A 21,404-nucleotide genomic window follows, 5' to 3' on the forward strand; every position below is an offset into this window, starting at 1 on the left:
TGCCCTTATCCGATGTTCGACAGTTTCAGCAGATGACGCAGGTCGTTGAGCAGATCCTTGCCTTTCACATTCGGCTCGTAGCGCAGCACAAGGTTGCCGTGCGGGTCGATAATCCACAGTTGCGGCGTGGCCTTGTCGCCCGTGGTTTTACTGAACGTTGTAGCGTCCAGCGGATATCGTTGCAGCTGCGGATATTCGCGGGTCAGCTTGGCTTCGTAATCGGCGCTCAGCGGTTGCGCAGCGGCGAGAGCGTGGCTGGCGCGGCCGGCATCGCGACCGAGGCCGATCTGGATCTGCCGCGCCAGATACACCAGTTGCTGGCAATCCACCGCGCAATCCTTCGGCGCGGTGACCAGCATCTGCCAGCGCTCTTCATCCGCCTGCACGCCAAGGTCGGCGCGGGTCTGGCCGTTGCCGATCAGTTCGCCGTGATAGCTGCGACCTTCCGGTACCCAGAACTGCAATTTGTACATGCCGGTGGCGAGCACCATCGGGCCGATCACGCCGAGCAATATCAGCAGCAGCTGAATGCGCCCGCGACGACGGGTGGCGGCAGGCTTCGCCTCAGACATGCTGGGTGGATTCATGGCCGTTCCCATGGTGTTTCTCCTTTGCGTTGTGCAAGCCCAAATAGACGTAGAGGCCGAGCAGGGCGGTGGCCATGGCGAACCACTGCACGGCGTAACCGAGGTGTTTTTCCGGGCCCATCGCAACCACCGGCCAATCGGCCTCGTAGCTGGCCGGGCCGGGTTCGGCGCGTAATTCGTAGGCGAAGCCGTCACGCTCGAGGGTTTTCCACAGCTTGGCCGGCTCGACGGCGGTGATGGTTTGCGGCCAGGTGTTGCTGACCGGATCGGCGTGCAACTGGAAAGTCGCGCCGGGAGCGACGTAGACCCAGGCATCGACATTCAACGCCTCTGTGGGCGTGGTGAATTGCGGTGGCACGCGGCGATCCGGCCACGGTAACCAGCCGCGATTGACCAGCAGCCATTGGCCGGTGCGTTGATCCTGAAACGGTTGCAGCAACTCGACGCCGACCTTGCCGTTACGTTGGCGGTTATCCAGCAACAAACTGTGCGCAGCATCGAACTGACCGTGCAGATGCACGCGGCGATAGGCCGGATCGGCACTGCTCAACAACTCGCTGCTGGCCATCGGTTCGGCCGCGCGGCGTTCGGCGTAACTGGCGAGCAGGGCGCTTTTCTCGGCGCCCCGGCTCAGTTGCCAGAAGCCCAGCGACACCAGCAGCGGCAGCAACAACGCCACCACTACGGTCGGTATCACGCCCGGGCGAAAGCGCTTCATGGCTGTGCCACAAAGTCAGTCGTTGCGATCGCTATACTCAATTGCATCGCCTGTCCCCCGGAGTTCTTCCCATGCTCAAAACAGCGATCGTCCTGATGCTGATTGCCACGGTGATCAGCCTGTTCAGCGGCCTGTTTTTCCTGGTCAAGGACGACAGCAGTTCCAATCGCCTGGTCATCGCCTTGAGTGTTCGGGTGGCATTGGCCGCCGCCACCGTCGGCTTGATCGCCTGGGGCTTTTATAGCGGCCAACTGGTGTCGCATGCGCCTTGGTAGTGGTGATCCTCAGAGTACGTAGACGAAGATAAACAGACCGATCCAGACCACGTCGACGAAGTGCCAATACCAGCTCGCCGCTTCGAAGCCGAACTGGTGCTCGTTGTCGAAGTGGCCCTTCATGATCCGCATCAACATCACAAACAGAATGATCGTGCCGATGGTCACGTGGGCACCGTGGAAACCGGTGAGCATGAAGAACGTCGCGCCATAAATACCCGAACCGAGGGTCAGGCCCAGTTCGTGGTAGGCGTGCATGTATTCCTCAGCCTGGAAGCCGAGAAATGCGCAGCCGAGCAGCACGGTGATCGCCAGCCAGATTTTCAGTGCGCCGCGATGGCCCTTCTTCAAGGCATGGTGGGCGATGGTGATGGTCACGCTGGAGCTGACCAGCAGGATCGTGTTGATCAGCGGCAGGCCCCAAGGGCTGATGACTTCTTTCGGCGGCGGGAACAGTTTCGGATCCGGCGTGTGCAGCAGCGGCCAGGTGAACTGGAAGTTCGGCCAGAGCATGTGCGCGATGCCTTTGGTGCCTTCACCGCCGAGCGCCGGCCCGGAGACGTGGCGTACGTAAAACAGCGCACCGAAGAAGGCGATGAAGAACATCACTTCGGAGAAGATGAACCAACTCATGCCCCAGCGGAACGAGCGATCCAGCTGCGCGCTGTAGAGTCCCGCGCGGCTTTCCTTGATCACCGTACCGAACCAGCCGAACAGCATGTACGCCAGCAACAGGCCACCGACGAAAAAGATGTACGGCCCGTGGGATTCCGGGCGCGCCGCCTTCAGATCGTTGAACCAGACAGCCAGGCCGTAGACAGTAATGGCCATGCCGAAGGTCGCGATGATTGGCCATTTGCTCTGGGCCGGTACGTAATAGTGCTCATGAGTTGCCATTTATTGTTCTCCTTATCGGGCACGCTCAACCGCCAGTGTTTACAGCCACCGGCGGATGTCGGGCGGTGATATCGAACAGCGTGTAGGACAGCGTCAGGTGCTTCACATCCTTGGGCATGTCACGGTCAACAATGAAGCGCACTGGCATCTCGATCTGTTGACCGGGCTGCAGCACCTGCTGGGTAAAGCAAAAGCATTCGGTCTTGTGGAAATACGCCGCCGCATTGCTTGGCGCGATACTCGGCACGGCTTGCGCACTCATCGGTTTGTCGGTGGGATTGCGCGCGATGAAGATCATCTCGTTGACCGCGCCGGGATTGGCGGTGAGCTCATCGTGCTTAGGGTAGAAGTCCCATGGCATATCCGCGGTGTTGGTCGACAGAAACTGCACACGGACCTGACGCGAAGTGTCGACCACCTGCTCACCCTCGTACTGCCCGGCGGTCTTGCCGTTGATGCCGAAGGCTTTGCACATCACGTCGTAGATCGGCACCAGGGCAAAGCCGAAAACAAACATCGCCACCACCACCCCGAGCAGGCGGGTGACGAGTTTTTTCATCGATACCGAGTCAGCCATGATTTTCAGCCTCCACATGAATCTCTGTGGGAGCGAGCTTGCTCGCGAAGCAGGCGCTCCGGTTTCTCAGTGAAACCGAGTTATCGTTCTTCGCGAGCAAGCTCGCTCCCACAGTCATTTCACTTCCGGCGGTGTGGTGAAGGTGTGATACGGCGCCGGTGACGGCACGCTCCACTCCAGACCTTCCGCCCCATCCCACGGTTTGGCCGGTGCTGGCGGGCCGCCGCGAATGGTCTTGATCACAATGAACAGGAAGAAGATCTGCGTGGCACCGAACATGAACGCGCCAATCGACGAAACCATGTTGAAGTCGGCGAACTGCAGGTTGTAGTCCGGAATCCGTCGCGGCATCCCCGCCAGTCCCACGAAGTGCATCGGGAAGAAGGTCAGGTTCATGCCGACAAACGACAGCCAGAAATGCAGTTTGCCGAGGGTTTCGTCGTACATGTGGCCGGTCCATTTCGGCAGCCAGTAGTAGGTCGAGGCGAAGATCCCGAAGATCGCCCCCGGCACCAGCACGTAGTGGAAATGCGCGACCACAAAATAGGTGTCCTGATACTGGAAGTCCGCCGGGGCGATGGCCAGCATCAATCCGGAGAAACCGCCGATGGAGAACAGGATCACGAACGCCACGGCAAACAGCATCGGCGTCTCGAAGGTCAGCGAGCCTTGCCACATGGTGCTGGCCCAGTTGAACACCTTCACCCCGGTCGGCACCGCGATCAGCAGCGTGGCGTACATGAAGAACAGCTCGCCCACCAGCGGAATGCCGACCACGAACATGTGGTGCGCCCAGACAATGAAGGAAAGGAAGGCGATGCTCGCCGTCGCGTAGACCATCGAGGTGTAGCCGAACAGCGGTTTGCGCGAGAAGGTCGGGATGATTGAGCTGACCGCGCCGAAGGCCGGCAGGATCATGATGTATACCTCCGGGTGCCCGAAGAACCAGAACACATGCTGGAACAGCACCGGGTCACCACCACCGGCAGCACTGAAGAAACTGGTGCCGAAGTGGATGTCCATCAGCATCATCGTCACGCACCCGGCCAGTACCGGCATCACCGCGATCAGCAGGAATGCGGTGATCAGCCAGGTCCAGACGAACAGCGGCATTTTCATCAGCGTCATGCCGGGCGCGCGCAGATTGAGAATGGTCGCGATCACGTTGATCGCGCCCATGATCGAACTGATGCCCATCAAGTGGATGGCGAAGATGAAGAAGGTCACGCTTTCCGGCGCGTAGGTCGTCGACAGCGGCGCATAGAACGTCCAGCCGAAGTTCGGCCCGCCACCGGGAGTGAACAGGGTCGACACGAGGATGAGGAACGCCGCCGGCAACAGCCAGAAGCTGAAGTTGTTCATCCGGGGCAGGGCCATGTCCGGCGCGCCGATCATCAACGGGATCATCCAGTTGGCGAGACCGACGAAGGCCGGCATCACCGCACCGAAGACCATCACCAGACCGTGCATGGTGGTCATCTGGTTGAAGAACGCCGGCTCGACGATTTGCAGCCCCGGCTGGAACAGTTCGGCGCGAATCACCATCGCGAACGTACCGCCGAGCAGGAACATGCAGAACGCAAACCACAGGTACAGCGTGCCGATGTCCTTGTGGTTGGTGGTCAGCACCCAGCGCATCAGGCCTTTGGCGGGACCGTGGGCGTGGTCGGCATGACCGTGGTCATCGATGACAGCGCTCATGGCCGGTCTCCTTTACGTGAGTGAGTGGGGCAGGCCGGGGCGCAGTGCCCCGACCGGTTCACGAGGTACGCGATAGACCGGCTCATTTGCTTTCCGCCTGTTTCAGCTCCAGCACTTCTTTTGGCGTGACCATGTCGCCCTTGTTGTTGCCCCAGGCGTTGCGTTCGTAGGTCACGACCGCTGCGATATCGACTTCCGACAACTGTTTGCCGAACGCCGCCATGGCGGTGCCGGGCTTGCCGTGGAAGACAATGCTCAGATGGCCTTCTTTCGGTCCGGTGGCGATTTTCGAGCCCTTGAGCGCCGGGAACATTGGCGGCAGGCCCTGACCTTCGGCCTGGTGACAGGCGACGCAGGTGGTGTGATAGATCTTGTCGCCACGTTCCTTGAGTTCGTCGAGGGTCCATTCCTTGCTGGTCAGCTCTTTAAGCTGCGCGGCTTCGGCTTTGCGATCGGCGAGCCACTTGTCGTAGTCGGCCTTGTCCTTGACCTCGACCACGATCGGCATGAAGCCGTGATCCTTGCCGCACAGTTCGGCGCACTGGCCACGGTAGATGCCGGGCTTGTCGATGCGCGTCCACGCCTCGTTGACGAACCCCGGGATCGCATCGCGTTTCACCGCGAAGGCCGGCACCCACCAGGAGTGGATAACGTCGGCGGACGTTACGAGGAAGCGCACTTTGGCCCCGGTCGGCAGCACCAACGGCTTGTCGACCTCGAGCAAGTAGTGCTCGCCCTTGGTTTCCTTGTTGTGGATCTGCTCGGCGGGGGTGGCCAGGTTGCTGAAGAACTCGACGTCCTGGCCCAGGTATTTGTAGTGCCACTTCCACTGATAACCGGTGATCTGGATATCGATATCCGGCTCACTGGTGTCGTACATCTTGATCAGGGTGGCGGTCGCCGGCACGGCCATTGCCACCAGAATCAGGAACGGTACGACGGTCCAGAGAATTTCGACGGTGGTGCTTTCGTGGAATTTTGCGGCGACCTGCCCGGTAGACCGGCGGTGCACCATCATCGACCAGAACATGGCGCCGAAGACGATGATCCCGATCACCACACAGATCCAGAAAATGGTCATGTGCAGGTCGAATACTGCGTGACTGATTTCAGTCGCTCCAGGCGCCATATTCACAGTCCAGGCGGCGTGCGCCGGACTGAAAATCGACCACAACAGGAGGCCCATCCAGACGTGTGGATGTCGCATCATTGCGGGTTCCCCTTATCGTTCTTGTTATCCCGCCGGCTTTCGCCTGCGGCAAGGGAGCGGCTGCATCAGACTACGAACTTGAATCGCCGGGCCTTGCTGCGGGTGCAGTCGGGCGTCATCAGCTAACTCCATTCACTGGCGAGTATAGACAGCGACGGGAAATTGCAATGTGCACACGTAAATCAAGTGAAACAGCTGCCACTTGCGTTCAAGGGCACGAATGGAGAAGGATGCAGACGAGTGGTGGCAAATCGATATAACGCAGGTGCATCAAGGATGAAATAATTATGACAAATGCGTCTTAGCATTTTTCGTAAGCCAGCTAAGTTATGTCTTCCCTATTTCATTGCCTTGTTTCCTGGAGTTTTCATGAACACCGCCGCATTGCGCGAGCAGATTAAAAAAGCCCGACAACACGAAAACGAAACCGGACGGCTGACCCGTCAGCTGGAAGAACAACTGCCTCATCTACACCCGTCAATCCAATTGCCGGAGACCGATGCCAAGGCTGTATTGACGCGTTTTGTCGAAGCCTACATCGATGAAGTACCTGACCTGCTGGACGCAGCCAATGAAGTTGCCAGGGAAGCGGGAATCGAGTCACAGATCAAACCGGTGCTGAAAATTGCCGAGCAGTATTTCCTCCAGCCTCCGGTTGGCCTGGAACATCTGCTGGACGAGGCCTATCTGGCGCACCGCTTTGTCGAAGAGGTCAACGACCTGTACATCAAGCATTTCGGCCAGCCACTGATCCCCTTGGACATGACGGTCGCCAATCTGATTGCTCACCAGTTGCTCGGTGAGAAATTTGCCAACGAACTGGATGAAGTCGTCCACCACGCGGTGGACAGCATGCTCGACGATGACAGCTTTGCACTGGAATCGGTGGAAGCCTACCGCGAAAAACTCAGCAGCCCGGACACCGGCGCCGCGTGGAAACGCTGGCCGTGCATGGGCCGTCGACTGGGTGTGGGCCTGGAACTGGATCAGCCCGCTGCCTGAGTTCACACGATCCAATGTAGGAGTGAGCCTGCTCGCGATGGCGATAGATCAATCAACATCTTTGTTGACTGACCCACCGCCATCGCGAGCAGGCTCACTCCTACAGGGGTTGAGTTCAACCAGCAGATTTAGCCGGCCGCACCGATACCGGTGGTGGTTCGAATCCGTCCCTCAAGCCTGCGCTTCAACCCGCGCGACTCAATCAACAGCTTCGAGCCCTTCGCCGCATTCGCCCGGCCCCATTCTTCCAGCAACTCCAGACACGAATGGTCGATGTAGCTCAGGTTATTGAGCGGCACATGCACCGTCGTGCCCTGCGGAATACTGCCCAGCACTTGCGTCAGCGCCGGCACCTTGAGGAATGTCGCCGCACCGACCAGACGCAACTCCATTTCGCCGTCCTGCGGCAGATCGATCAGGCTGATCTTCAGGCGCGAAGCCTTGAACGCCAGCTTCAACATCGTCAGACCGAAACCGATCAACACCCCGGTCAGCAGGTCAGTGAAGATGATCGCCAGGGCCGTCGCCGCGTAGGTGAACATCGGCATCCGCCCATAACGACCCAGACCTCGAAATGCCTTGAGATCGACCAGTTTGAACCCGGTGTACACCAGCACCCCCGCCAGACTCGCCACCGGAATGCTTTGCAGCACACTCGACAGCAACAACACGAATGCCAGCAGCCACAGGCCATGGAAGATCGTCGAGTAACGCGTGGTCGCGCCGGCCTGGACGTTGGCCGAACTGCGCACGATCACCCCGGTCATCGGCAGCGCGCCGAGCAGACCGCAGAGCATGTTGCCGACACCTTGCGCCGACAGTTCACGGTCGAAGTCCGATCGCACGCCGCTGTGCATGCGATCCACCGCTGCGGCGGACAGCAAAGTTTCGGCGCTGGCGATAAACGCCACGGCGAACGCGGCGATCAGCAGCGTCGGATCGGCCAGGCTGAGCAAGTCCGCCGGTTTCAGCCAATCGATGGCTTCGGCCAGATTCGCCGGCACTTCAACGCGTTTCACCTGCAACGCCAGCAGCAGACTTGCGCCTGTCGCCAGCCCGACACCGAGCAATGCCCCGGGCACGAAGCGCAACGAATGTGGGCGGAATTTTTCCCACAGCCACATCACCGCAATCGTCGACAGCCCCAACAGCCCGGCCTGCCAGCCAAACGACGGCAAGGCCTGCGCCACAGCCGCCGGGAATGCCGTGAGGTTATCCAGCCCTGAAGGTTTCGGTGACGCATCGAGCATCACGTGTACCTGTGACAGCACGATCAACACGCCAATCCCCGCCAGCATTCCGTACACCACCGCTGGCGCCGTGACCCGAAACCAGCAGCCCAGTTTCAATCGGCCGGCGACCAGTTGCAGAAAACCGGCGAGCAACAGAATCGGCCCGAGCATCTCGATGCCGTGCTGGCGCACCAGTTCAAACACCAACACCGCCAGACCCGCCGCCGGCCCGCTGACCTGCAACGGTGAGCCCGCCAGCCAACCGACCACCAGACCACCGATGATCCCGGTGATCAGGCCTTTGGCCGGTGGCAACCCTGACGCAATTGCGATACCCATGCACAGCGGCAACGCGACCAGAAACACAACCACTGAAGCAAGCAGCTCCCGTGGCAACACCGCTTTCAATTGAGCCGCACGCATGGCGATTCTCCCGAAGTTTTCTTCAGGCATGGCGAGGCCGGGTCGCTGAATCAGCGACCGGCGTCAAACCACACAGATGTTTAGGAGGATTTAGAAGCGCGCTTTAGGCGTCGCCACCGGAATCGGATGGCTGCCGTCGAGCGGCAGGAAACGTCCCTGATCCGCGTCGTAAGCTTTGATTTCGCTGGTTTCGATGTCGTAGACCCAGCCATGGATGAACAAATGACCGTTCGCCATGCGCGAGGCTACCGAAGGATGGGTACGCAAGTGCTGCAATTGGGCAATGACGTTTTCCTCGGTGAGGATCGGCATGCTTTCTTTTTCGTCGGCGCAGTTACAATTTTCATGCACCATGGTTTTCGCGACTTCAGCGTGGCGCAGCCAGGCTTTGACTGTCGGCATTTTTTCCAGGCTGTCCGGATTGAGCACTGCACGCATGGCGCCGCAATCGGAGTGGCCGCAGATGATGATGTGCTGTACGCCGAGCGCCAGTACCGCGTATTCGATTGCGGTGGAAACGCCGCCGTTCATCTGCCCGTAAGGCGGCACGACGTTGCCGACGTTACGGGTCACGAACAGATCGCCGGGCGAGCTGTGAGTAATCAGCTCGGGGACGATGCGCGAGTCGGCGCAAGTGATGAACATCGCTTTGGGCGCCTGGGCCGTGGCGAGTTTCTTGAAGAGTTCTTCCTGCTGTGGGAAGACCTCATGATGAAAATGCAAAAAGCCGTCTACGATCTGTCGCAGCGCTGCATCGGCGGATTCCGCTTCAGGGGTTTGCGCCGACGCAGCCAACGGCTGTTTATCCTTGTCACTCATGATTCATCCTCTTTGGCGGATTAGGGGAGTCATTCCCATGTATTCCGGTATGAAGCCAGTGGCTGTTTAAAACATCCGGGTCATCCCGACCCGTCAGTCACTCGATGAACAAGGTAGCCGCCGAAACTTAACTCAAACTGAATCAAACGCTCTAGAGCGTGTGTTCCAGGTCACAAAAAACGTGACTGGGTGATTTCGGCGGAAGGATTCCAACCCCTCAACCATAGGCCAATTGTCGCTAAATCAAAGACATCTGGCGACCCGGCGGACAGAAGGCGGATTAACAATCCCTGCGTGCGCGTGCGTATGCCCTTCCGTTCGGTGGAGGTATGGCCCGATCTGTTCAAGACGTCAGGCAACAAGCCTCCTTGCGATACATATTTTACGAAACAGATGTCCGATGGTTTTTTGGCAATCGGCTCGTATTATGAGGGCTGCCATGATGGCAAATCAGATAAAAATGGAGTTTTAAATGACAAGTATTGCGCGTGGAAAAAGTATTCGAGGCATCTTCCTCGATCGCACAGTGATTGAGGGTTTACACGCTAACGGTTCAAGATCTGACATTTTGATTACGATGCAATTGGCGACCAAACAAGAGCATCGCGACCCGCTCACTAATGAAGTGACGGAGACGCTGGTAGATTCCAGGATAGTAGGGGCCATCTCACGTAATCGCGGTAGAACGTTTAACGTTGCACCTGTCGCAAGCGACATCGACGGCGACGGCGATATTGATTCTCAAGACACAGCGAAACTGGCAGCCCTGGCCAAGGCGTATAACAGTATTATCAAGCCCTGAGTCATCGCCGAGGTCAGCGTGAACTTTCATGTTGGCCTCGGCTTTCAAGTATTTCATTCGTTCATTTCGATTGGTTGCGTTGACTCAGCGCTTAGCCAGTTGCTCTTAGATCAATGCCATCTGGCGACCCGGCGGACAGAAGGCCGTGCAATCGAGGTTGTAGCCTTCGCGATGATTCATGCCAAGACGCTTTATGGCTTTGGCAAATCGCTGCGCGAGCAGGTCGGCGAATACCCCTTCACCTCGCATCCGCGCACCGAAACGGCTGTCGTACAGCTCGCCGCCACGGCTCTGGCGGATCAGGCTCAGCACATGCGCAGCACGTTGCGGATAGTGCGCTGCCAGCCATTCTTCGAACAGTGGCGCCACTTCCAGCGGCAGACGCAACATCATGTAGGCAGCGCTTTGCGCACCGGCGGCGTGGGCTTCGGTGAGCAGGTTTTCGATTTCGCTGTCGTTGATCATCGGAATCATCGGCGAACACAGCACGCCCACCGGAATGCCGGCCTCGCGCATCACCCGAATGGCTCGCAACCGCGCTTTGGGTGCGGCGGCACGCGGTTCCAGGATGCGTTTGAGCTCGTCATCCAGCGTGGTCAGGCTGATCATCACGGCTACCAGCCGTTGCTCTGCCAACCGAGTGAGCAGGTCGAGGTCGCGCAGGATCAGCGAACCCTTGGTGACGATGGTCACTGGGTGCCGATAGCGCAAGAGCACCTCAAGGGTCTGCCGGGTGATCTTGTATTCGCGTTCGATCGGCTGATACGGGTCGGTATTGGAGCCGAGATTGATCGGCGCGCATTGATAGCCTTTTTTCCCGAGCTGTTCTTCCAGCACTTGGGCGGCGTTGGTCTTGGCGATCAGTTTCGTTTCGAAATCCAGCCCCGGTGACATGTCCCAATAGGCGTGGCTGGGCCGCGCATAGCAATAGATGCAGCCGTGTTCGCAGCCTCGATAGGGATTGATCGAACGATCGAAGGGCAGATCCGGTGAAGTGTTGCGGGTAATGATGGTTTTCGCGGTTTCGATCATCACCTCGGTGCCTTGGGTCAACGGCACTTCCTGATACCAGCCGTCATCCTCCGCCACTGAACGGTTTGGCGCGAAGCGGTTGTGCGGGTTGCTGGCGGTACCGCGACCGCGAGGTGGCAATGGAGTAGACATGAAAACGCCCCGATACTGTATATACACACAGTATCGGGGCGTTGCGCGTCTGGCTAGTGCCGTCGGGCGACTGGTCAGTTGTGTTGCGTCACCTGACCGAGGTCATCGCTGGAGGTGTGTTTCATATCTTCCTTGCGCAGTTCGGCGACATCGGCGGCCTTCACCGGCGCGCCTTTGTTGCCCCAACTGCCACGGATGAAACTCACGACGTCCGCCACTTCCTGATCCGACAGGCGCCAGGCGAAACCCGGCATGGTGAAGGTCGACGGTGCCGTGTGCGTCGCCGGCAACGTACCGCCCTTGAGCACGATGTGGATCAGCGAAGTCGGGTCTTCCGATTGCAATACAGGATTGCCCGCCAGCGCCGGGAACACGCGGGTGTAGCCGTGGCCGTCGGTGCGATGGCACGCCGCGCAGTTGTCGATGTACACGGCCGCTCCGCGCTGGCTGTCGTCGCCATTCCACAGGGCTTTGGCGGCTTTCTCATCGTACTGATGCGGTTGATCGTTCGGATCAGTGGCCGGCAGCGATTTGAGGTAGCGGGCAATCGCTGTCAGGTCGGCATCGGTCAGGTATTGCATGCTGTGGGTGACCACATCGCTCATGCCGCCGAACACCGCGCTGCGGTCGCTGCGCCCGGTCTTGAGGAACTGCACCAGTTGCTCCTCGCTCCAACTGCCCAGACCGTCCTTGTGATCACCGCGCAGGCTTTTGGCGATCCAGCCTTCCAGCGGCGCACTGCCTGCCAGAAAGTTACTGCCATCGGCCGCGCTCAAGGATTTTTCCTGCATGGTCAGCGCACGCGGTGTGTGACAGGCACCGCAATGGCCAAGGCCTTCGACCAGATAGGCGCCACGGTTGATGACGTCATCGTCACCGGTCGCCTTATAGTCCTGGACCTTCGGCGCAAACATCCAGCGCCAGCCCATCAGCGGCCAGCGCATGCTCAACGGCCACGGTATGTCGCTGGCCTTGTTCTCCTGCGCGACCGGTGCGACACCGTGCATGAAGTACGCGTACAGCGCTTGCATGTCGGTTTCGCTGACACGGGCATAGGACGGATACGGCATCGCCGGGTACAAGGTACTACCGTTTTTGGCGACGCCATGGCGCACGGCCTGGTCGAAGTCTTCGAAGCTGTAATCACCGACGCCGGTTTTATCCGGAGTGATGTTAGTCGAGTAGATCGTGCCGATCGGCGTTTCCATTGGCAGGCCACCGGCGAACGGTTTGCCGTTCTTTGCGGTGTGGCAAGCCACGCAGTCACCGGCGCGGGCAAGGTATTCGCCTTGTTTGATCAAAGCTTGATCAACGTCAGCTGCATGGATCGACGCACTGCCGAGCAGCGCCAAAGTCGCGATAACGAGATTTTTCATGGTCGTCGCTCCTTAAGCCTGAACCAGCGGGCCGGGGTTTTTCAGGTATTGCTCGCGGATCGCCTTCGCCGACCAATAGGTCAGCGCAGCAACCAGCCCGGTCGGGTTGTAGCCAAGGCCCTGCGGGAATGCCGAGGCGCCAGGGACGAAGACGTTGTGCACGTCCCAGCTCTGCAAGTAGCGGTTCAGCGCGCTCTTCTTCGGATCGGTGCCCATGATTGCGCCACCGTTAAGGTGGGTGGTCTGGTAAGAGGCGGTGTTGAAGTGATCGCCGACCTTCTTGCCGATCACTGCAATCGCTTTCGGCCCCATTGCTTCAGCGACCTTGCCCATTTTCTCGACCATGAAGCGGTTCATCTTGATGTCGTTTTCCTGCCAGTCGAAGGTCATGCGCAGCAGCGGCAAACCGTAGGCATCGCGGTACACCGGATCGAGATCAAGGTAGTTGCCACGGTAGGACTGATGCGCACCGTGGGCGTCCATCGACACCTGGTGGGTGTAGTAATCGGCGGTCGCGCGTTTCCAAGCGCTGCCCCAGGCCGGAGTGCCCGGCGGGTTCGAGGTGCCGGCAATCGGCCGACTGCCGGCTTGGTTGACCCACATCGGCGAGCCACCGACGAAGCCGTGCGGGCCGTGGTCGAAGTTGTCGGCGTTGAAATCGTCCAGCGCCACGCCGTTGCCGCCGGCGCCGATGAAGTTGTTGGTGTGGGTGTCCTTGTCGAAGAACGCCTTGATGGTCGCCATGTTCTGGTAGGCGAAGTTACGCCCGACCACGCCTTCGCCGCTGATCGGGTCGTACGGTTTGCCGATGCCGGACAGCAGCATCAGACGCACGTTGTGCAACTGGAACGCGCCGAGGATCACCAGATCCGCCGGTTGCTCGATCTCGCGACCCTGACCGTCGATGTAGGTCACGCCGGTGGCTTTGGATTTCGTGCTGTCGAGATTGACCCGTAGTACGTGCGAGTTAGGCCGCAGCTCGAAATTCGGCAGCGGTTTTAGCGCCGGCAGAATATTCACGTTCGGCGAAGCCTTGGAATACATGTAGCACACGTAACCACTGCAGAAACCGCAGAAGTTGCACGGCCCCATCTGCGCGCCGTAGGGATTGGTGTACGGCCCGGAAGTATTCGCGGACGGCAGGTTGTAGGGTTTGTAACCGACTTCTGTCGCCGCTTTGCCGAACAGCTGTGCGGACACCGTATTCTTCTGTGCCTCCAGCGGGAACGGGTTGGAGCGATCCGGCGCGTACGGGTTGCCACCCTTGCCCTGACCGACCAGTTGGCCTTTCACCGTCCAGGCCTGGCCGGAGGTGCCGAAGACTTTTTCAGCAAAGTCGAAGAACGGTTCCAGTTCTTCATAGCTGACGCCGAAGTCCTGGATGGTCATGTCTTTGGGGATAAAGCTTTTGCCGTAGCGCTCTTCGTAGTGGCTGCGCATGCGCAACTCGATCGGATCGACGCGGAAGTGCACGCCCGACCAATGCAGGCCGGCGCCGCCAACACCATTGCCCGGCAGAAACGCGCCCAACTGGCGGTTCGGCAGGGCGATGTCGTTGACGCTGTGGCGAATGGTGACGGTTTCTTTCGAGATGTCCTGAAAGAGTTTTTTGCGCACGCTGTAGGTGAGTTCGTCGATCACCTGGGGATAGTTGCCGTCGGGGTAGGTGTCCTGCATCGGCCCGCGCTCCAGCGCCAGCACGTTGAGACCCGCTTCGGTCAGTTCCTTGGCCATGATCGCGCCGGTCCAGCCGAAACCGACGATGACTGCGTCAACCTTCTTCATTACCGTTGCCATGCTTACGCCCTCTCGCCGCGAATCGAAACTGCCGGGAAGGGGTATTGCTCGTTGCGTTCCACCCAATCCATGAAATCGGCGCGGGCGCCGGGAAAGCCGATCATGGTCCAGCCGACCATGCCTTTATTGCCGCCGTGGATCGGGTCGCAGAAGAACCCTTCTTTGGTGTTTTGCAGCAGCAGGTTGAAGAAAATCTTTGCTGGAACCGCATCGAATTGCGGCTTGCCGGCTTCGAGTTGTTTGAGCAAATCGTCTCGGGTAGCGCTGTCTTGCTCGGCAAATACTTTACCGTTGAGGGATTTTGCCCACTGATCCGAGGCGGCGATGCCGAGGCGATAGATCTCTTTGGGCACCAGTTTGCTCTGCCAGCCCATTTCCGGCGCGGCGTCGGCATTGAACGGGCCCTGCATGTACCAAAGGGCGCCGGCGGCGTACGGCGTGTTCATCTGACGGTCGATGTACTCCGGCACACCGGCTTCGAGCGCGCCCGGGCCTTGGGCATCGCTGGGGATCAATTGCGCGACGGCGGCATTGATAAACGCCCATTCCTCAGCGGTGAAATAGCTCGGTTGGTAAGCGCTGGCATCAGTGCGAGCCGATTGCGGTGCGGGCGCAGCAGGTGCCACTTCAGGTGCCGCTTGCAGGACGCTGCTGCCCAGACCGGTACCGGCCAAAGTGACCACCGGAATCAGGGTCAGGGATTTGCGCAAAAACTCGCGCCGCGGGTTGTCTCGATCTTCATCAGACATGGGGGGTGCACCTCATCAGGCATTAGAGGACAGCCGCTTCTGCGAGCGGCTTGAGGAATTTTCGTCGAGACGGATCCGGTCTGACCCGGAGAAAGGGGACGCGTCTGCAACATGATGTGACAAATGGTAGCAGGCTAAGCTTCCGGATAAACCGATTCAGCGGAAAAAACACCGGTTTTCTTTACGGCAGTGCTGGAAAGCGTGCGGATTCACGTTTCTTTGACAGGCGCCTCACAGGGCTTTGACCGCCCGACGCCGAAGCTGTGTTTCTCCTCATCGATGAATCCCGACACGGTCACCCCAGCATGTCCCGAGTGCGTTTTCTCCCTGCTTTGTGTTTATCATTTTTAGCGCTGTTGCCCTCGATAGCGGTCCAGGCGCAGACGGCATCGACGGTTCGCCCGACTGAGTGGGCACAACCGGTCGAAGTGCAATACAACCTGTTCCAGATGTCGCCGACGCTCTATCGCAGCGCATTGCCGGATGACGGCGCGGTGCCGTTGCTGAAAAATCTCAAGGTCGCCACGGTGATCAACTTTCTACCGGAAGCAGACAGCAACTGGTTGTCCGACTCCGGCATCAATCAAGTGCAGTTGCCCTACCGCACCAATCACGTTGACGATGCCGATGTACTCAAGACCCTGCGTGCGATTCAGACTGCAGAGGCCAGCGGCCCGGTGCTGATGCATTGCAAGCACGGTTCTGACCGCACCGGGTTGATGGCGGCGATGTATCGCGTTGTGGTGCAGGGCTGGAGCAAAGAAGACGCCTTGAGCGAGATGACCCAGGGCGGCTTTGGTGAAAGCGGGCATTTTCGCGAGAGCGTGCGTTATATGATGCAGGTCGATGTCGACAAATTGCGCACCGCGCTGGCTAATGGCGATTGCAGCACCAGCGCGTTCGCGACCTGCTCGATGAAGAGCTGGTTTCAGACGGTCAATCTGAAGTAAGTGCAGGTGTCGCGGCTGCAAACAGTTGAGCATTGACCGGCTCGCCAAGAAACGCATGTGCCGAGTTCAGCAATGAGCGGGAATCGCCGGGGGAGAAGAACGCCTCGCGAAAATCCCGTCCCGTCTGGGGGGCGAACAGGCCTTCGCGTCGAAACCGTTTGAACACTTCGCTAGCCAGTACGCCTGACCATTTGTAGGCATAGACCGATGCCTCGTAGCCGGTCGCCAGGTAGTCAAATCCATAGGCGAAGCGGTAATAGCCCGACATTTGCAGGTGTGGGTTCTCGCGTTGCACGTCCTCGAATATTTGCTCAATGCTGCGACCATCGCCATGGCTGCGATGTAACTGCAGATCAAATAATGCCGACATCAACAGCATGGCGGTTGTCCGGCTGGTGTGAGCACCAATGGCCGTCAGGGCTGTGTTGACTCGCGCCAACGTCAACCGCTCGCCGCTCTGATAATGAGCTCCCAGCCACACCAGAAACTCGGGTGACAGACACCAGTGTTCGAACAGCTGCCCGGCGAACTCGGCCGTATCGCGGCCCAACTGGGATATGCCCGACAGGTTGCGATGGGGCGAGCGCGTCAGAACATGTTGTAAGCAGTGACCGAACTCGTGGAACAGCACCCGCAGATTTTCGTGGGAGAGCAGGCACGGATGCTCGTCTGTGGCGGCAGGAAAGTTGCTGTAAAGGCGGGCAATCGGCAGTGATGGACGCCCTTCGGCATTGACCCGGCGGATGCGCAAGGCGCTGGTGAATGCGTAGTCGGCGGCATCTTCGCGGTGATAAGGGTCGATGTAGATATACCCGATCACTTGCCCGTGTTCGCGCACCTCCAATAGCCGAATGCTTTCATGCCAGTGCTCGGCAGACGTCTGTTCGATGATATCAACACCGAACATACGCTCGCTGAACCGACAGAGCCGGCGCAACGTACCCTCGAGCGGAAAATACTGACGCAGGCCCTTGAGTGCACCGTTCAATTGCTGGAGGCGTAACTGCTCGGCGAGAAAGTCTTCATCCCATGCCTGTACCGGCGCAATCCCCTGTGTCAGCGCGAATGCGTTCAGGGCCTGGGCGTCGCGCAGCAAGGCCGGCGTATTCAATGCGGCTTGCTGTCGGACAAAGGTGCCGACTTGCTCGGGCGAGGTGGCCATGCGGTTTTCAAGGCGAAACTGGACGAAATTCTCGTACCCCAGCAATCTGGCTTTCTCGTGACGCAAGGCGACCAGCAACGTCAGCACCGGATCATTGTCGGCTTTGTCCGGCTGCCGGCCGCGATCGGATGCCCGGGTGAACCACGCAGTGAAATACTCTTCCCGCAGTGCCCTGTTTTGCCCATGAGTCATGATCTGCCGATAGGTGTTCTGATCCAGCGTGAGTAGCCAGCCGTCGTGTCCTGCCTCTTTGGCATTGAGCGCCAGCCGCGCTTTCACCGCAGCAGACAAACCGTCGAGCTGCGTGACGTCGTCGATGCGTTTGTGCCATGCGGCGCTGGCCTGCTCCAGATTGCTCAGGAACAGTTGTTCCAGACGCCGGATATCGCGGTTCAGGCGGGCAAGGTTTTGCTGTTGCGCAGTTGGCAGTTCAATCCCGGACAAGCGGAACTTGCGCAGAATCTTCGCCAGCGAGGCTTGGCGCTGACCATCGAAACTTGCTGCAATCGAGCTGGTGGCCAGCCGTTGGTAAGTACGATACAACGCCAGATTGGCGGTCTTTTCGGCCTTGTATCGGGCCGCGGTGAGGCTGCACAAGGCGCTTTCCCTGAGCCAATCGATGTCGTCGACTTTGACCGTCGAGAGTATCTCGATGACGCCCATGGCTTCATCCAGACGAGCATCGGCTTCATCGACGGCCACCACCAGATCGTCCCAGCCCGGATGTTCGGTCTGGCTGGCGATCACTTGGGCAATGATCCGGCGGTTATCGGCAGCGATCACGTTGATTGCCGGCGCCAGATGCTCGGCGCGTATCGCCGACCACGGAGGCAGGGTCCAGTGTTGTAACAGCGGATTGGTGTCAGGCATGGCGTCTTCCTTGAGGCGTGACTGAAAGTGCCAGCCTAGGGAGAAAACGCAGGGGAAGGGCGGTACATAGTTACCACCTTCCACCAGCAAGTGGTGGAAGGTGGCAGTGACTCAGTGTTGTTCGTCAGGCTTTTTTTTCAATTTCGGATTGGGGAAGAACTGCACCGCCTGGACGGTCTTGTCCGCCGTCGGCTTGAGCGCGCTGGTGTTAACTCGCGTGCCCAACTCTTTGGGAACCGACAGGCCTTGTTCGTTCAGCGTATCCGAATATCCGCAGGCCACACATTCACGGTGCGGCACGCTGTCTTCGTTCCACATCATCAACTTGTCCGGCTCGCTGCACGCCGGGCAGACTGCCCCGGCGATAAAGCGTTTCTTGGTAATCACAGGTCCCTCACTCATGCTGCCGCGTCCTCACTCAGGCCGCTGTGGCGCAACAGTGCGTCAATCGACGGCTCACGGCCACGGAAGTCGACGAACAGCACCATCGGTGCCTGCGAACCGCCGCGCGCCAGAATCGCTTCACGGAAGGCGCGACCTGTTTCTGCGTTGAGCACGCCGTCTTCTTCAAACTTCGAGAAGGCATCCGCCGACAGCACTTCCGCCCACTTGTAGCTGTAGTAACCCGCCGCGTAACCACCGGCGAAGATGTGCGCGAAGCTGTTCGGGAAGCGGTTGTAGGCTGGCGGACGCATCACCGACACCTCGTCACGCACGCCCTCGAGCACTTGCAGCGGACTGCGGCCGTCACCGTGGGTGGCGTGCAATTCGAAGTCGAACAGCGAGAACTCCAGCTGACGGACCATCATCAGGCCGGACTGGAAATTTTTCGCCGCAAGCATTTTTTCCAGCAGGTCCTGTGGCAGCGGCTCGCCGCTTTCGTAATGACCGGAAATCAGCGCGAGGCCTTCCGGCTCCCAGCACCAGTTTTCCATGAACTGGCTCGGCAGCTCGACCGCGTCCCACGCCACGCCGTTGATCCCGGAAACGCCGGCATGATCAACGCGGGTCAGCAGGTGATGCAGGCCATGACCGAATTCGTGGAACAGCGTGGTCACTTCATCGTGGGTCAGCAGCGCAGGTTTGCCGCTGTCGGCCGGGGTGAAGTTGCACACCAGATTGGCCACCGGGCTTTGCAGGACACCGTCGACGGTGCGGCGTCGGTCACGGGCGCCGTCCATCCAGGCACCGCCACGCTTGTTGGCGCGGGCATAGAGGTCGAAGAAGAATCGGCCGACGTGCTGGCCGTTTTCCTTGATTTCGAACAGGCGCACGTCCGGGTGCCAGGTGTCGAAGCCTTTCTGCTCGGCGATTTCGATGCCGTATAGACGCTGAACGATGGCAAACAGACCGCCCAGCACTTTGTCGATCGGGAAGTAGGCGCGCAGGGTTTCCTGAGCAACGCTGTAGCGTTGTTCACGCAGCTTTTCGCCGTAGAAACCGCTGTCCCAGCTTTGCAGATCGGCGCAGCCCTGTTCGGCGGCGTAGGCGCGCAGCTGTTGCAGATCCTGTGCGGCGAACGGTTTGCTGCGCTTGGCCAGATCGCGCAGGAAGCTCAGCACCTGATCGCTGGACTCGGCCATTTTCGTCGCCAGGCTCAGTTCGGAGAAACTGGCGAAACCCAACAGCTTGGCCAGTTCCTGACGCAGGTCGAGGATCTCTTTCATCACCGGGCCGTTATCGTTCTGGCCGGCGTTCGGGCCTTGATCCGAAGCGCGGGTGCAGTAGGCGGCGTAGACTTCTTCACGCAGCGCGCGGTCTTGCGCGTAGGTCATCACCGCGTAATAGCTCGGGAATTCCAGGGTGATCAGCCAGCCGTCGAGGCCTTTGGCCTGAGCAGCGGCAGCCATTTGCGCCTTGGCCGAGTCGGTCAGGCCGGCGAGGGCGGCTTCGTCGGTGACGTGCTTGGTCCATGCCTGAGTGGCGTCGAGCAGTTGATTGGAGAAGCGGCTGCCCAGTTCGGACAGTTTGCTCTGCACTTCGGCGTAGCGTTTCTGTTCGGCTTCCGGCAGGTCAATACCCGACAGACGGAAGTCACGCAGGGCGTGTTCCAGAATAGTCTTCTGCGCCACGTCGAAACTGGCGGCTTCCGGGCTGTTGGCCAGTGCTTCATAAGCCTGGAACAGCTCGCGGTTCTGGCCCATCTCGGTGGAGTAGGCGCTAAGGGCTGGCAGGCACGACTCGTAGGCTTCACGCAATTCGGCGCTGTTGCACACGGCGTTGAGGTGGCTGACCGGGCTCCAGGCAGCGCCGAGGCGGTCATTGAGTTCATCCATCGCCAGGACCAGGCCGGCCCAGGTCGGGTTCTGAACCTGAGTCTTGAGAATTTCGGCAATGGCGGCGCGGTTGTCGGCCAGGATCGTTTCAATGGCTGGCAAGACGTGTTCGGCACGGATCGTGGAGAACGGTGGCAGGTCGTAGGACTGCAGCAGAGGGTTGTTCACGCTCACGGTTGGCACCTTGGCTGGGGAAACATGCAACCATCTTAATTACAATCGGCATTCACCGCAGCTATCGGCGACAGAGAGAGAAATTATCGTGTCCGTTCGCAAGTACCAGAATCACACCCCGCGCTTGAGCAAAGGCGCGTTTGTCGACGCCTCGGCGGTGGTCATCGGCGACGTCGAAATCGGTGAAGACAGCTCGGTCTGGCCGCTGACCGTGATCCGTGGCGACATGCACTGCATCCGCATCGGGGCGCGCACCAGCGTCCAGGACGGCTGCGTGCTGCACATCACCCACGCCGGCCCGTTCAACCCGGACGGCTTCCCGCTGCTGATCGGCGATGACGTGACCATCGCCCATAAAGTCATGTTGCATGGCTGCACCGTCGGCAGTCGCGTGTTGATCGGCATGGGCAGCATCGTCATGGACGGTGCGGTAGTTGAAGACGACGTGATCATCGGCGCTGGCAGCCTGGTGCCGCCGGGCAAGCATCTGCAAAGTGGCTTCCTTTATGTCGGCAGCCCGGTGAAACAGGTGCGGGCGCTCACCGACAAGGAAAAAGCCTTCTTCACTTACAGCGCTGGCAACTACGTGAAGCTCAAGGACCTGCATTTGGCCGAAGGCTACGACAAGCTCTGAATCGCCCTA

Annotated in this window: 20 protein-coding genes; 5 read left to right on the plus strand and 15 right to left on the minus strand. The window is 59.5% G+C overall.

Going from position 1 to position 21,404, the window contains the following annotated elements; all coding sequences use genetic code 11:
• Positions 1 to 5: 5 nt before the first annotated feature.
• Positions 6 to 599 carry a hypothetical protein gene (locus GTU76_RS04290; RefSeq protein WP_026000699.1) on the minus strand — a complete coding sequence of 198 codons (594 nt, stop codon included), beginning with the start codon at positions 597 to 599 and terminating at the stop codon, positions 6 to 8.
• Positions 565 to 1,305: an SURF1 family protein gene (locus GTU76_RS04295; RefSeq protein ID WP_175552784.1), complete on the minus strand. Its 741-nt coding sequence runs from the start codon at positions 1,303 to 1,305 to the stop codon at positions 565 to 567. Before GTU76_RS04295 ends, GTU76_RS04290 begins: the two co-directional genes overlap by 35 nt.
• A 71-nt stretch (positions 1,306 to 1,376) precedes the next feature.
• Here GTU76_RS04295 and GTU76_RS04300 point away from each other — a divergent pair, with 71 nt between their 5' ends.
• Positions 1,377 to 1,580, plus strand: a complete 204-nt coding sequence (locus tag GTU76_RS04300; protein WP_007911731.1) for a twin transmembrane helix small protein — start codon at positions 1,377 to 1,379, stop codon at positions 1,578 to 1,580.
• 9 nt (positions 1,581 to 1,589) lie between these two features.
• On the opposite strand, the gene GTU76_RS04305 is transcribed toward GTU76_RS04300, so the two are convergent.
• The 4 genes from GTU76_RS04305 to coxB all read right to left on the minus strand — a co-directional run bounded on the left by GTU76_RS04305 (position 1,590) and on the right by coxB (position 5,965).
• The gene (locus GTU76_RS04305; protein ID WP_016986463.1) at positions 1,590 to 2,477 is read right to left on the minus strand and encodes a cytochrome c oxidase subunit 3; all 888 of its coding nucleotides are present in this window, start codon (positions 2,475 to 2,477) and stop codon (positions 1,590 to 1,592) included.
• A gap of 25 nt (positions 2,478 to 2,502) precedes the next feature.
• Entirely contained in the window at positions 2,503 to 3,054 is a 552-nt protein-coding gene (locus GTU76_RS04310) for a cytochrome c oxidase assembly protein (RefSeq protein WP_180698126.1), read from the minus strand.
• Between the two features lie 114 nt (positions 3,055 to 3,168).
• A complete protein-coding gene (gene ctaD / locus GTU76_RS04315) occupies positions 3,169 to 4,755 on the minus strand; it encodes a cytochrome c oxidase subunit I (RefSeq protein ID WP_016986466.1) in 1,587 nt (528 codons plus the stop codon).
• Between the two features lie 82 nt (positions 4,756 to 4,837).
• Entirely contained in the window at positions 4,838 to 5,965 is a 1,128-nt protein-coding gene (gene coxB, locus GTU76_RS04320; RefSeq protein WP_180698127.1) for a cytochrome c oxidase subunit II, read from the minus strand.
• Positions 5,966 to 6,334: 369 nt separating this feature from the next.
• Between coxB and GTU76_RS04325 the strand changes: the two genes are divergently transcribed.
• A complete protein-coding gene (locus GTU76_RS04325; protein WP_016986468.1) occupies positions 6,335 to 6,967 on the plus strand; it encodes a hypothetical protein in 633 nt (210 codons plus the stop codon).
• 128 nt (positions 6,968 to 7,095) lie between these two features.
• Here the strand turns inward: GTU76_RS04325 and GTU76_RS04330 are convergent, their stop codons facing one another.
• Together GTU76_RS04330 and GTU76_RS04335 are read right to left on the minus strand one after the other, a co-directional pair.
• Positions 7,096 to 8,622, minus strand: coding sequence for a SulP family inorganic anion transporter (locus GTU76_RS04330; protein ID WP_016983437.1), 1,527 nt, complete (start codon positions 8,620 to 8,622; stop codon positions 7,096 to 7,098).
• 90 nt (positions 8,623 to 8,712) lie between these two features.
• Positions 8,713 to 9,441, minus strand: coding sequence for a carbonic anhydrase (locus tag GTU76_RS04335; protein WP_007911720.1), 729 nt, complete (start codon positions 9,439 to 9,441; stop codon positions 8,713 to 8,715).
• Positions 9,442 to 9,913: 472 nt separating this feature from the next.
• Between GTU76_RS04335 and GTU76_RS04340 the strand changes: the two genes are divergently transcribed.
• Positions 9,914 to 10,243 (plus strand): hypothetical protein, encoded by a 330-nt coding sequence (locus GTU76_RS04340; RefSeq protein WP_016983438.1) that lies wholly within the window; start codon positions 9,914 to 9,916, stop codon positions 10,241 to 10,243.
• Between the two features lie 105 nt (positions 10,244 to 10,348).
• Here the strand turns inward: GTU76_RS04340 and GTU76_RS04345 are convergent, their stop codons facing one another.
• The 4 genes from GTU76_RS04345 to GTU76_RS04360 form a co-directional block, all read right to left on the minus strand.
• Positions 10,349 to 11,407 carry a PA0069 family radical SAM protein gene (locus GTU76_RS04345; RefSeq protein ID WP_016983439.1) on the minus strand — a complete coding sequence of 353 codons (1,059 nt, stop codon included), beginning with the start codon at positions 11,405 to 11,407 and terminating at the stop codon, positions 10,349 to 10,351.
• Between the two features lie 74 nt (positions 11,408 to 11,481).
• Positions 11,482 to 12,783, minus strand: coding sequence for a c-type cytochrome (locus tag GTU76_RS04350; RefSeq protein WP_016983440.1), 1,302 nt, complete (start codon positions 12,781 to 12,783; stop codon positions 11,482 to 11,484).
• A 12-nt stretch (positions 12,784 to 12,795) separates the two neighbouring features.
• A complete protein-coding gene (locus GTU76_RS04355; protein WP_016983441.1) occupies positions 12,796 to 14,580 on the minus strand; it encodes a GMC family oxidoreductase in 1,785 nt (594 codons plus the stop codon).
• Between the two features lie 2 nt (positions 14,581 to 14,582).
• A complete protein-coding gene (locus tag GTU76_RS04360; RefSeq protein WP_180698128.1) occupies positions 14,583 to 15,329 on the minus strand; it encodes a gluconate 2-dehydrogenase subunit 3 family protein in 747 nt (248 codons plus the stop codon).
• Between the two features lie 305 nt (positions 15,330 to 15,634).
• Between GTU76_RS04360 and GTU76_RS04365 the strand changes: the two genes are divergently transcribed.
• Positions 15,635 to 16,279 (plus strand): dual specificity protein phosphatase family protein, encoded by a 645-nt coding sequence (locus tag GTU76_RS04365; protein WP_180698129.1) that lies wholly within the window; start codon positions 15,635 to 15,637, stop codon positions 16,277 to 16,279.
• Here GTU76_RS04365 and GTU76_RS04370 read toward each other — a convergent pair.
• The 3 genes from GTU76_RS04370 to prlC form a co-directional block, all read right to left on the minus strand.
• A complete protein-coding gene (locus GTU76_RS04370) occupies positions 16,266 to 18,311 on the minus strand; it encodes a M3 family metallopeptidase (protein WP_180698130.1) in 2,046 nt (681 codons plus the stop codon). The two genes, GTU76_RS04365 and GTU76_RS04370, sit on opposite strands and share 14 nt — an antisense overlap.
• Before the next feature lie 111 nt (positions 18,312 to 18,422).
• Complete coding sequence (locus GTU76_RS04375; protein ID WP_016983445.1) at positions 18,423 to 18,713, minus strand: YheV family putative zinc ribbon protein; 291 nt, start codon at positions 18,711 to 18,713, stop codon at positions 18,423 to 18,425.
• Positions 18,710 to 20,761, minus strand: a complete 2,052-nt coding sequence (prlC, locus tag GTU76_RS04380) for an oligopeptidase A (protein ID WP_180698131.1) — start codon at positions 20,759 to 20,761, stop codon at positions 18,710 to 18,712. Before prlC ends, GTU76_RS04375 begins: the two co-directional genes overlap by 4 nt.
• 88 nt (positions 20,762 to 20,849) lie before the next feature.
• Here prlC and GTU76_RS04385 point away from each other — a divergent pair, with 88 nt between their 5' ends.
• The gene (locus GTU76_RS04385; RefSeq protein WP_016983447.1) at positions 20,850 to 21,395 is read left to right on the plus strand and encodes a gamma carbonic anhydrase family protein; all 546 of its coding nucleotides are present in this window, start codon (positions 20,850 to 20,852) and stop codon (positions 21,393 to 21,395) included.
• Positions 21,396 to 21,404 lie beyond the last annotated feature (9 nt).

This window comes from Pseudomonas crudilactis, assembly GCF_013433315.1.
In the GTDB taxonomy this organism is placed as follows: Bacteria; Pseudomonadota; Gammaproteobacteria; order Pseudomonadales; family Pseudomonadaceae; genus Aquipseudomonas; species Aquipseudomonas crudilactis.

Coding starts and splice junctions, on each gene's coding strand:
- GTU76_RS04355 (WP_016983441.1), bottom strand. CDS start 14,580: ATGGCAACGGTAATGAAGAAGGTTGACGCAGTCATCGTCGGTTTCGGC.
- GTU76_RS04330 (WP_016983437.1), bottom strand. CDS start 8,622: ATGCGTGCGGCTCAATTGAAAGCGGTGTTGCCACGGGAGCTGCTTGCT.
- GTU76_RS04350 (WP_016983440.1), bottom strand. CDS start 12,783: ATGAAAAATCTCGTTATCGCGACTTTGGCGCTGCTCGGCAGTGCGTCG.
- GTU76_RS04325 (WP_016986468.1), top strand. CDS start 6,335: ATGAACACCGCCGCATTGCGCGAGCAGATTAAAAAAGCCCGACAACAC.
- GTU76_RS04290 (WP_026000699.1), bottom strand. CDS start 599: ATGGGAACGGCCATGAATCCACCCAGCATGTCTGAGGCGAAGCCTGCC.
- GTU76_RS04375 (WP_016983445.1), bottom strand. CDS start 18,713: ATGAGTGAGGGACCTGTGATTACCAAGAAACGCTTTATCGCCGGGGCA.
- GTU76_RS04305 (WP_016986463.1), bottom strand. CDS start 2,477: ATGGCAACTCATGAGCACTATTACGTACCGGCCCAGAGCAAATGGCCA.
- GTU76_RS04365 (WP_180698129.1), top strand. CDS start 15,635: ATGTCCCGAGTGCGTTTTCTCCCTGCTTTGTGTTTATCATTTTTAGCG.
- GTU76_RS04295 (WP_175552784.1), bottom strand. CDS start 1,305: ATGAAGCGCTTTCGCCCGGGCGTGATACCGACCGTAGTGGTGGCGTTG.
- GTU76_RS04360 (WP_180698128.1), bottom strand. CDS start 15,329: ATGTCTGATGAAGATCGAGACAACCCGCGGCGCGAGTTTTTGCGCAAA.
- GTU76_RS04310 (WP_180698126.1), bottom strand. CDS start 3,054: ATGGCTGACTCGGTATCGATGAAAAAACTCGTCACCCGCCTGCTCGGG.
- ctaD (WP_016986466.1), bottom strand. CDS start 4,755: ATGAGCGCTGTCATCGATGACCACGGTCATGCCGACCACGCCCACGGT.
- coxB (WP_180698127.1), bottom strand. CDS start 5,965: ATGATGCGACATCCACACGTCTGGATGGGCCTCCTGTTGTGGTCGATT.
- GTU76_RS04335 (WP_007911720.1), bottom strand. CDS start 9,441: ATGAGTGACAAGGATAAACAGCCGTTGGCTGCGTCGGCGCAAACCCCT.
- GTU76_RS04370 (WP_180698130.1), bottom strand. CDS start 18,311: ATGCCTGACACCAATCCGCTGTTACAACACTGGACCCTGCCTCCGTGG.
- GTU76_RS04300 (WP_007911731.1), top strand. CDS start 1,377: ATGCTCAAAACAGCGATCGTCCTGATGCTGATTGCCACGGTGATCAGC.
- GTU76_RS04345 (WP_016983439.1), bottom strand. CDS start 11,407: ATGTCTACTCCATTGCCACCTCGCGGTCGCGGTACCGCCAGCAACCCG.
- GTU76_RS04340 (WP_016983438.1), top strand. CDS start 9,914: ATGACAAGTATTGCGCGTGGAAAAAGTATTCGAGGCATCTTCCTCGAT.